This window comes from Hanstruepera ponticola, from assembly GCF_002940745.1.
Classification (GTDB): domain Bacteria; phylum Bacteroidota; class Bacteroidia; order Flavobacteriales; family Flavobacteriaceae; genus Hanstruepera; species Hanstruepera ponticola.
Window position 1 is genome coordinate 1,402,913 of record NZ_POTB01000001.1, and the last position, 11,370, is coordinate 1,414,282.

Consider the following 11,370-nt stretch of genomic DNA (forward strand, 5'->3'; position numbering starts at 1 on the left):
GCTTTACAAATATACTGGCAATTAAGGCGAAGTATTTTAATACTCTGTTAATTTTTTATTCCGTTTAGAGTTTTCATTTTTAAAGATGCTATGCTGCTTGCTTGTGTATAAAACTCAACGGTTTTAACTTCGTTTGGCAACAAATCAAAGTAGTTGTCGGAAAAATGGCCTTTGTCATTACAAAATAAGAACACATCTTTTTGAAGGGTTTCACTCGACAGCTCTATTTTAAAGCCATCTGCGCTTTTTGTGATTTTTTGTTGAATGGATTCAGGTTTGAGTTTTAGGTCTTTTGATTTCGAAAAATAATGTAACCATATTTGATCTGTACTTTCAATCTTTAAGATAGTCGCCTCTTTATCAAAATTCAAAACTGTCAAATCCAAGCTGAATATCTGCTTACTTCGATTAGATGGTACGATTTCCTTTATCTGCTTATGCATGATGCTTTTGCCGTCAAAATCCATCAGTCTAACTGTCAAATTAATTGGAATATCGTCTAAAGCGTCATTTACAGCAAATGTTTTCAATATATCATTTTCTACTTCTGAAGAAATCAATACATTTTCAAAACTCCGTTTGGCTTTATAGTGCAAGGCTTTCCAATTTCCAAAGAAATCAATACTGGACCAGGAAACCGCCGGCCAACAATCATTCAACTGCCAAAATAGTGTTCCCATGTTATAAGGTTTTGCTCTGCGTTGTGCTTCAATACCTTTGCTAATGCCGTAAGCTTGCAATAATTGGCTTATATACACATAATCTTCAGCACGAGTTGGCACTGGAAAATCACGTTCCATATAGTCGTTGATAATTTGAAACCCTCTAGCATGCTTTTGATGATTTTTAAAACCTTGAGAACTGATATCTAAACTATCCTTTTGATTGATATAATTAATGACTTCATAACTTGGAAAAGACTGAAACCCAAACTCGCTCATAAAACGCGGTACATGCTCTTCAAGATGCTCAAACGGATACTCGTCATGCCAAATCCACCAATCGTGCGCATCGCCTTCAAACTCATATTTTGGATTGCCTCTTCCATATTTTGGCGAGGATTCCCAATAATCAACGTTTGAATATTGTTTGACCGTATTGGGCAAAATAGAATCAAAAACCTTTAAATAATTTTCCCAAATCTCATTTTTTTCGGCTTTACTTCTATCAGCTTGCCAACCCCAACGATGCCAGCCTTCAGAGTTTTCATTATTACCACACCATAACGCCATAGACGCATGATTTCTCAAGCGTTTCACATTATCAACAGCTTCTTGTTTTACATTTTCTAAAAACGCCTTATCACCTGGATACATAGCACAGGCAAACATGAAATCTTGCCAAACGAGAATCCCTTTTTCATCACATAAGTCATAGAAAATATCATTTTCATAAATGCCGCCACCCCAAACGCGAAGCATATTCATATTGGCCGAAACGACATCATTTAAAAGTTTTTCATAATGATCATCTGTGACTTGATTTTGAAAACTGTTTTGAGGAATGTAATTGGCGCCTTTTGCATAAACAGGAACATCATTGACCTTAAAGTAAAAGGACTCGCCCAGACTATCCTTTTCAGTAACCAGTTCGATTGTTCTTAATCCGATTTTTTTGGAGATGCTATCTAAAACCGTTTCGCCATCCTTTACTACCACTGTAATATCATACAAATAAGGCTCGCCTAAATTATGTGGCCACCAGCGTTTGGGGCTTTTGATTTGAAATGGTATTCCAGGGTTATAAATTGATGGTTTAAAATTCTTACCTCTAATAAGCGTATCATCTACGAAAATTGAATAATTGATTTCTTTTTTTAGTGATGAATCATAATTAATTTCAGCTACCAAACTGCATATTGAATCATTGAGATTTACTTTTCGAACAAATACATCTTGAATCTTAAAATCATCCCAAGCTTTAAGTTTAATAGGTCGCCAAACACCGGTAGCATTGAGTTTTGGGCCCCAATCCCAACCGTATTGAAATTGTGCTTTACGGGTAAAAATACGATCGCCTTCTGGTAAGCTATAATTAAGTTTTGCTTTGGCTTGCGCTTCATATTTTGAGGTGTTTTCAAAAAGAATGCGTAGTTCGTTTTCAGCTTTTAACAGCGGTTTGACATCCACTGAAAATTCACGAAAAGCGTTATTAGTTTTCAGAACTAAACTGTCATTTAAAAATACCGAAGCATACGTATCCAAACCATCAAAATGGAGTTCGATATGTTTTCGCTTTAATGTTTTAGCATCAACTTGAAAGTTTGTTTTGTACTCCCAATCGGTTTCAGAAACGCCTTGTACTTCTGATTCATTAGCTCCGATAAAAGGGTCTTCAATCAACCCATTTTCCATCAAATCAGAAAACACATTTCCCGGAACGTTTGCTGGCGACCACGTATCAGAATCCACTTGCTTAAATTGCCAACCATTATGTAATTCAATAGTTATAGGTGTTTCATATTTTGACTGACAAGACAAACAAAGCACTAAAACGAAGACAAAAACGCTATATCTCATTGAATCGATTTTAAAATATCTTGAATGCTTTTAACATCAGAAATTGTTTGAGGTGTATTTCCAAAAAAAACGGAAGCATCATTATTTATAGTTTTAGAAGCCGAAGCATGAATTTCGTTAAAACCTGCCTTTTTGAATGCAATAGCATTTTCGGCATTTATACCACTGCCAACTAAAATTTTGATTCTGCTTTCAGCTTGATGGTTTAATTCTTTCAATAGCTCCATACCTTCAATGGCTTTGGGTTGCTGACCGGAAGTTAGCACACGATCTATACCTAAATTTATTAATGCTTCTAATGCTTCTTCAGGATTTGGCACACAGTCGAATGCACGATGAAAGGTAAATTGCATAGGTTTTGACAAGGTTACAAGTTGTTGCGTCCTTTCAACATCTATAGTATTATCTTCATGTAAAACACCAGAAACTATACCACGAATACCCAAGTCCTTACAGATTTGAATATCACGCTTTATAACTTCAAATTCAGCATCAGAATAACAAAAATGTCCACTTCTTGGACGAATCAATACAAGCACAGGAATTGATAAATCCTTAACAACCTGTTTGATCAAGCCAAAACTTGGTGTGATACCTCCAACTGACAATTCACTACAGAGTTCAATACGATGCGCTCCAGCTTCTTGAGCATTTACGGCAGATTGGTAGGAATTAGCACAGATTTCTAGTAGCATATTATTTTATAATAATTTCATCAATAAACGTCCAAGCTTTATGACCTGATCCTTGGTTTCCTTCTGGAATAACACCGTAATTTGGAATTCTTATTTTTATAAACCGTGTTTGAACTTTCTTTTCTAATGAAACATTCACAAGATTGTCATCTGAATCAGGAATTTTCACAATTTGATTTTCGGTTTCATTATCAAATTCGATTTCAAATTCTTTAGGCGCATAAATCCATTGACCTTGTCCGTTATAAAATCGTGTTTCAATAGAGTTAATTTCAATTGCTTTGCTTAAATCAATTTCTATTTCAACATCATCGCCCCAAAACCCTAACCATTCTTTATCACCATATCGCAAATCGCTTCCAGAAATACCGTTAATCAAACCTTGAGAGCCACTCCCTGAATAGACTTTGCTAGGTTCTGGAGTTATGGTTATGGTTTTACCAACTGCTTTATGGTAGTTGAAAGTTTCAGTAAATATAGATCCCAATTGATTTACTTCATTAAAAACAGCTGCTTTTATGACCATGTCCTTGTTGAAAGGTATAGGTTTTTCATATACCTGTGACTGTAAATTTGGCTGGGATTCATCGGTTGTATACCGAATGGTTTTGTCTTTTGTAAGCGTTTTCAACGTATAAAATGACAATCCGTTTTCTGAAAACAATTCACCTTCAACCTCATACAAATGATTGGCATAATTGACGTCCAATGCATCCAAACGCTTGTTAAAGGTTTCAACACGAGATACAAAATCATCATAGTTTTTGTTTTCCGGTAAGCTCCAACCCACTTCACTCATCGCCAAAATTCTAGGGAATATCATATACTCTACGTGTTCAGCATTCGGGATATATTCCGTCCATAAATTACCTTGGACACCCAAAACATATTGAGCTTCATCGTGATTTAATTCCTTCGGGATTGGATTAAAGCTATATACCTTCTCTAAAGGCAAATAACCACCAATAGCTAAAGGCTCATTAGGATTTGTAGATTGATAATAATCAAAATAACAATGTGATGTAGGTGTCATAATCACCTTATGATCTTGTTTAGCTGCCTCAACAGCTCCTTTGGTGCCACGCCAAGACATGACCGTTGCATTTGGAGCCAAACCACCTTCCAGAATTTCGTCCCAACCAATGATTTGTCTTCCATTAGAATTTAAATGTTTTTCAATACGTTGAATAAAATAGCTTTGTAGTTCATGTTCGTCCTTTAAGCCTTCTTCTTTAATTCTTTTTTGACAAACTTGACAGTTTTTCCAATGTGTTTTTGGCGCTTCGTCACCTCCTATATGAATGAATTTACTTGGGAATAACTCTACAACCTCATCTAAAACACCTTCTAAAAACGTGAAGGTATACTCTTTTCCTGCACAGAAAATGTCATCAAAAACACCCCAAGTTTGTGCAACTTTTATGGAATCTCCACTACAACCCAATTCTGGATAAGCCGCAATAGCTGCTTGCGCATGCCCAGGCATTTCAATTTCTGGAATCACGGTTATGTGCTGTTTCAGTGCGTAAGCCACAACCTCTTTTATTTCCTCTTGAGTGTAATATCCGCCGTAACGCTTTCCATCATAAGTTGTTGGTTGATCTGAAAAATGACCTACCAAGGTTTGTTCTCGAAAAGCTGCTATTTCCTGTAGATTTGGATATTTTTTAATCTCTATGCGCCATCCTTGGTCATCAGTTAAATGCCAATGAAATGTATTCATTTTTAGCATGGCCAACGCATCAATATATTTTTTTATGAAATCTACCGAAACCATATGTCTTGCCACATCTAAATGCATCCCACGATATTGAAAACGCGGTTCATCCTCAATGGTCATGCATTGAATCGCAACTTCTTCTTCCTTAAAAGAACCTTTTTCAAAAGCTACCTGAAGCAACTGCCTTAAAGATTGCACAGCATAAAACGCACCTTGATCTGTTTTCGCTTTGATTGTTATATTTTTTGGAAGAATCTCAAGCACATATGCTTCTTCCGTTAAAGTTTCATCTTTTATAAATGATATTGTATTGTTCTCCGTTAGTTTAATTTGACTGCCTTTTTCAATGTATGCTTTCAAAAATTTAGCTGATACTTTAAAGGAATCATTATACTGAACACCTGTCACATTATTCAACAGAAAATATCCTTGAGTAACAGATTGGTTTTTTGGTGTTGGAATGATTTGGGGTTCAATAACATTGTGTGAATTTTGGCTACAACTACAAACCAGCATCACAAAAACAAAGCAAACGATTAATTTCTTGATTGGCATTTTAGTATATTAGAGGCTTTAAATTTAGCAATCCTATTTTAAATGAAACTCCCTATTCCTTTCTTTTTTGCTTTAGTAATCCTATTTACTGCCTGCAAGGAAAACAAAGACATTAAACCCGCTAAAAAAGACAAATCGCTCATCTCTTATGTGAATCCGTTTATTGGCACTGGCGGTCATGGACACACTTATCCTGGAGCAACCATGCCGTTTGGCATGATGCAATTAAGCCCAGATACACGCTTGGATGGTTGGGATGGATGTTCGGGCTACCATTATTCTGATAGTTACATTTACGGATTTTCGCACACACACTTAAGTGGTACAGGTGTTTCTGATTATGGCGATATTTTGTTGATGCCAACCAATGAAATAAACTTCAACAATGGTGCTGACGGTAAGAAAGGCTATCGTGCTCATTTTAGCCATGACAATGAAGTGGCTGAACCAGGCTATTACAAAGTGCGTTTAGATTCCACCAATATTGATGTGGAATTAACCGTTTCAAAACGCAGTGGGATGCACAAATACCAATTTCCATCTTCAGAAAATCAAATTGTTATTTTAGATTTAGAACATCGGGATGAATTGCTTGGCGGTTCAGTTCAAATAATTTCCGAAACTGAAATAATTGGTTTTAGAAATTCTAAAGCTTGGGCTACTGATCAACGTTTGTTCTTCTATACTCAATTCTCTCATAAAATAAAAGACTGGAACAGAAGATATGAAGTATTACCTACTAAATTACATTTAGAGTTCGAAAACCCAAACAACGAATCTGTCTTTGTGAAGATTGGCATTTCAGCAGTTGATATTGAAGGAGCAAAAAAGAATTTAGAGGAAGAAATAGGTGATAAAAGCTTTGAATTGGTTAAACAAGAAGCTCAAGGCGCTTGGGAATCTCAATTAGAAAAAATAGTTATTGAAAGTGACAATAACGATTATAAAACCAACTTTTACACCTCATTGTATCACAGCATGCTTGCACCTAATTTGTACCAAGATGTTGACGGTCGCTATCGCGGCATGGATTTAAACATCCACCAAACAACCGATTTTGATTATTACACCGTATTCTCACTTTGGGATACTTACAGAGCTGGACATCCGCTTTACACCATTATTGAAGAAGAGCGCACCAATGATTTCATCAATACCTTTTTAGCAAAATATGACGAAGGCGGCATCATGCCTATTTGGGATTTAAGTGCCAATTATACTGGCTGTATGATTGGGTATCACGCTGTTCCAGTGATTGCCGATGCGTATTTAAAAGGTATTCGTGATTATGATGCCGAAAAAGCTTTTGAAGCCATGAAACATTCGGCAACTCGTGATCATTTAGGCTTAAAGTCGTATAAAGAATTTGGTTTCATTCCGGTTGAAGAAGAAAGCGAGTCGGTTTCAAAAACTTTGGAATACGCTTACGACGATTGGACTATTGCACAAATGGCAAAGGCCATGAACAAAACCGATGACTATAAAACCTATACCGAACGCGCCCAATATTATAAAAATGTATTTGACCCTGAAAGCCAATTCATGCGTGGTCGATTTCGCAATACGTGGTTTGCACCTTTTGATCCTTATGAAGTCAATTTCAATTATACAGAAGCCAATTCCTGGCAATACAGTTATTACGTGCCACAGGATGTTTCTGGGTTTATAAATCTATTAGGCGGAAAAGATAAATTGGAAGCTCATTTAGATAAATTATTTACAGCCGAAGCGGAAACTTCAGGACGTGACCAAGCCGATATTACCGGCTTGATTGGACAATATGCTCATGGCAACGAACCAAGTCATCACATGGCTTATCTCTATAATTTCGTAAATAAACCATTTAAAACACAAGAAAAAGTTCATCAAATATTAACTGAACTTTACACCAACACACCTGATGGTATTTCTGGCAATGAAGATTGTGGGCAAATGAGTGCATGGTATGTGTTTTCATCAATTGGATTTTATCCTGTTACGCCCGCGAGCAATCAATATATTATAGGCACACCCTTGTTTGATAAAGCAACCATTAATCTAGAAAATGGTAAGCATTTTACTATTCAAGCTAATGACCTTTCCAACGAGAACATTTATATCGAATCAGTCGTACTTAATGGTGAACCACTAAACCATTCCTATATTTCTCACGAAGATATTATGAAAGGTGGCCATTTGGTTTTTAATATGAGCAGCCAACCTACAGAATGGGCAACCCTAGAAGGACAAGAACCTAAAACAAGTATTGATGAACATCTCATTGTTCCTGTGCCATTTATTGCAAAAGGAGATGTAGCCTTTAAAGGCGAAACAGAAGTCACTTTAGAAAATGTGGATAAGGAAACCGAAATACTTTACAAATTAAATGATGATGAATTTAAGGTTTATGAAAACGCCTTCATTATTTCAGAACCGACAACATTAGTAGTTTATGCCAAAAAAGATGGTGTTGAAAGTGCACTAATCACAACTAAATTCTATAAAATAGATCCTAACATCTCCATAAAATTAGAAACTGAATATGCCAACCAATATAATGGTGGTGGACAAAATGCTTTGATTGATGGTATTTATGGCACTCAAGATTTCAGAACGGGCACTTGGCAAGGGTATTTTGATGAAGATGTGATTGCAACTGTTGATTTAGGAAGTATAAAAGCTATTAATGAAATTTCTGTGAATTTCCTTCAAGATCAAAAATCTTGGATATTTCTACCAACACAAGTTGAAGTTTTAATATCTAATGATGGCAATGAATTCAAATCCATATTCACAAAAAATTACGATGCTCCTGAACCTTTAGAAGGTTCACAAATTGAAACCCTAAATTCTAACTTGAAATCTAAAAAAGCAAGATTTATTAAAGTTATCGCCAAAAAATTAGGCAAACTCCCTGAATGGCATTTAGGCTATGAACATGATGGTAGAAGTTGGTTGTTTGTTGATGAAATTACAATTAAATAGATTTTAAAACCTTTAGTTTAAGTGATTATTCTAAATTTAAAATCCTTTTAGTTAATTTTATAAAAAATCAAAACACGTTGAAATGGGAATGATTCATTATTATAATATTGAGGATGGCGAACTTTTTGTGTTTGACGAATTCCTAATCTGTCAAATTACTGAAGGTGTTAACGTTACACCTGATCATTCTGAAATTTTAAATCAAGTTATAAAAAAACACTTTCAAGGAAAGGATTTGGTTTATATCTCCAACCGTGTCAATTCGTATTCCGTTGATCCACTTACCTATGTAGAAACTGAACGTATTCCCAACCTCGTAGCCATTGCCATGGTTCCTGATGATGATATTATGCGAAAAAATGCTGAATACGAACGTAATTTTTATGATAAACCATATGAAATATTCAATAATTTGAGTGAAGCAATTGAATGGTCTCACAGAATGATCAACGATCATGTATTAAATTAAATCCTATTATTTGTTTTAGTTCTATGAAAAGAAGAATCTTTATAAAAAATGCAGCGTTAACCGGAGCAGGAGTTGCTGTTGGAAGTTCCTTATTAAGTTGTGCTGATAGCGAAAACAAAGAAAACAAAGAATTAGAAATTGCGTCCACAACCAATTCGAAAGCATCTTTACCACTCGTTATCGCAACTTGGCATGTTATTGATGCCACAGCTAAAGCTATGGAAGTTTTAGAAGCTGATGGAACAGCACTTGATGCTGTTGAACAAGGTTGTCGGGTTGAAGAGGCCAACGAAAAAGGACAATCAGTAGGGAAAGGTGGACTGCCAGACCGTGAAGGTAATGTGACATTAGACGCTTGTATTATGGACAAGCATGGTAATTGTGGATCTGTAGTTTATTTACAAAATATAACCCATGCTGTTTCGGTAGCTCGCAAAGTCATGGAAGATACGCCTCACGTGATGCTAGCCGGAAAAGGCGCTGAACAATTTGCATTGGAGCAAGGCTTTAAAAAAGAAAATCTATTGACTGAAGCCTCAAAAAAAGCATGGTCAGCGTGGAAAGTAGAATCCAAATATAAACCCATAATTAACATAGAAAATCATGACACTATTGGTATGTTGGCCATTGACAAAAATGGTGATATTTCTGGCGCTTGCACAACAAGTGGATTAGCCTATAAAATGGCTGGACGTGTTGGTGATTCGCCAATAATTGGTTCTGGGTTATTTGTGGATAACGAAATTGGTGGATGTGTTGCTACAGGCTTAGGAGAAGAAGTTGTAAAAACCGTTGGTAGCTTTTTAGTGGTAGAATTGATGCGTCAAGGTAAATCCCCTCAACAAGCTTGTGAAGAAGCTATAGGTAGGATTGTGAATAAACCTAATAGTGACTACAAAAACTTTCAGGTTGGCTATATTGCGGTTAATAAAAAAGGTGAAACAGGTAGTTATTCTATACATCAATGGTTTAGCATGACTAAATTTCAAGATGGCGTGAATGAACAAATTCAATCAGACTTTTTCAATAAAGCTTAAAACCATTTAATCGTTAAGTCAACTATTTTTTGTTTCCAATTAGTATATGGTGGCTTCAATAAATCTACTGCACCTAAAGTATGTTGTTTTAGTAATGATCGCTGATTGGTAAATTCTAAAAATCCAAAATAACCATGTGATTTTCCAATACCACTATTGTTGGAGCCTCCAAAAGGTAAATTGTGATTTAAGTATTGTAATAAATTGTGATTAATGCAGGTACTTCCCGCACGTGTGTTATTCAGAATAAAGTTTATGTTCTTTTTATTCTTGCTGTATATGTATAATGCCAGTGGCTTTTCTTTTGAATTGATATATTCTACAGCCTCTTCAAGGGTTTTATAAGTCTTTATTGGTAAAATCGGACCAAAAATCTCTTCTTGCATCAATTGGCTTTCATTATCTAAATCACTTATTAATGTTGGTTCAATATAATTGTCACTCTGATTGATTTCTCCCCCTGATTCTATTGTTGAATTCCTATTCTTTGAGTCCTCTAAACTGTCAATTAAACGTTTGAAATGCTTGCTATTGACAATTCGACTATAAGCGTCAGAAGACTCTGGTTGTTCAGTAAAAAATGTGTCAATCTGTTTTTTAAAACTAATTATAAATTTTGATTTAATACCCTCGTCAATCAAAACATAATCAGGTGCTATACAGGTTTGACCTGCATTCATAAACTTACCAAAGATAATTTTACTGACTGCTTTTTCAATATTCGCTGAATCATCTATGATAGTTGGTGACTTCCCTCCCAATTCCAAAGTAACAGACGCTAAATGTTTGGATGCTGCTTTCATGACAATTTTACCTACGGCTGGAGAACCTGTGAAGAAAATATGATTAAAAGGTAATTCCAATAAAGCTTGGGACGTTTCTACTTCACCTTCAACTAACGCTATTTCGTTTTCATCAAACAAATCAGATACTATTTTAGCCATCAAACTAGAAGTATTTTGTGTCATTTCAGAAGGCTTTAATATTACGGTATTACCACCTGCAATCGCTGAAATTAACGGTCCAAATGTTAGATTAATGGGGTAGTTCCAAGGCGATATGATTAAACACACTCCTTTAGGTTCATTAATAATATATGAACTACTACCCAACATGGCTAGTGGCGTGCCCACCTGCTCCCTTTTCAACCAAGATTTTAACTGACTACAAACATGCTTTATTTCATCAATTACAGGGTAAATTTCTGTTAAATCAACTTCAAGCTGTGGTTTTTTAAAATCTTTATAAAGCGCATCTCGTATATCTTGCTTATAGGTATGTTCTAAAGCATGTTTTAATTTTTTGAGCTTTTTTATGCGCGTTTTATAACTTGTTTTTCCAATGTTAAATTGGTTCGCTCTTTGTTTATCAAATAAAATCGCAAACTTATTTTCAGAATAGCCCATAAAAT

7 protein-coding genes are annotated in these 11,370 nt (G+C 35.4%); 3 read left to right on the plus strand and 4 right to left on the minus strand.

Going from position 1 to position 11,370, the window contains the following annotated elements; all coding sequences use genetic code 11:
- Nucleotides 1–47: 47 nt before the first annotated feature.
- The 3 genes from C1S72_RS06415 to C1S72_RS06425 are packed head-to-tail and all read right to left on the minus strand — an operon-like array spanning nt 48 to nt 5,489.
- Nucleotides 48–2,519, minus strand: coding sequence for a beta-mannosidase (locus tag C1S72_RS06415; RefSeq protein WP_104734803.1), 2,472 nt, complete (start codon nt 2,517–2,519; stop codon nt 48–50).
- Nucleotides 2,516–3,214, minus strand: coding sequence for a copper homeostasis protein CutC (locus C1S72_RS06420; RefSeq protein ID WP_104734804.1), 699 nt, complete (start codon nt 3,212–3,214; stop codon nt 2,516–2,518). Before C1S72_RS06420 ends, C1S72_RS06415 begins: the two co-directional genes overlap by 4 nt.
- A gap of 1 nt (nt 3,215) precedes the next feature.
- Nucleotides 3,216–5,489 carry a glycoside hydrolase family 20 protein gene (locus tag C1S72_RS06425; protein ID WP_104734805.1) on the minus strand — a complete coding sequence of 758 codons (2,274 nt, stop codon included), beginning with the start codon at nt 5,487–5,489 and terminating at the stop codon, nt 3,216–3,218.
- Nucleotides 5,490–5,531: 42 nt separating this feature from the next.
- On the opposite strand from C1S72_RS06425, the gene C1S72_RS06430 reads away from it, so the two are divergent.
- The 3 genes from C1S72_RS06430 (at nt 5,532) to C1S72_RS06440 (ending at nt 9,959) form a co-directional block, all read left to right on the plus strand.
- Complete coding sequence (locus C1S72_RS06430) at nt 5,532–8,453, plus strand: GH92 family glycosyl hydrolase (protein ID WP_104734806.1); 2,922 nt, start codon at nt 5,532–5,534, stop codon at nt 8,451–8,453.
- 82 nt (nt 8,454–8,535) lie between these two features.
- Entirely contained in the window at nt 8,536–8,922 is a 387-nt protein-coding gene (locus tag C1S72_RS06435) for a hypothetical protein (RefSeq protein ID WP_104734807.1), read from the plus strand.
- Between the two features lie 23 nt (nt 8,923–8,945).
- Nucleotides 8,946–9,959, plus strand: a complete 1,014-nt coding sequence (locus C1S72_RS06440) for an isoaspartyl peptidase/L-asparaginase family protein (RefSeq protein ID WP_104734808.1) — start codon at nt 8,946–8,948, stop codon at nt 9,957–9,959.
- Here C1S72_RS06440 and C1S72_RS06445 read toward each other — a convergent pair.
- A complete protein-coding gene (locus C1S72_RS06445) occupies nt 9,956–11,365 on the minus strand; it encodes an aldehyde dehydrogenase family protein (RefSeq protein WP_104734809.1) in 1,410 nt (469 codons plus the stop codon). The two genes, C1S72_RS06440 and C1S72_RS06445, sit on opposite strands and share 4 nt — an antisense overlap.
- Between the last annotated feature and the right edge of the window lie 5 nt (nt 11,366–11,370).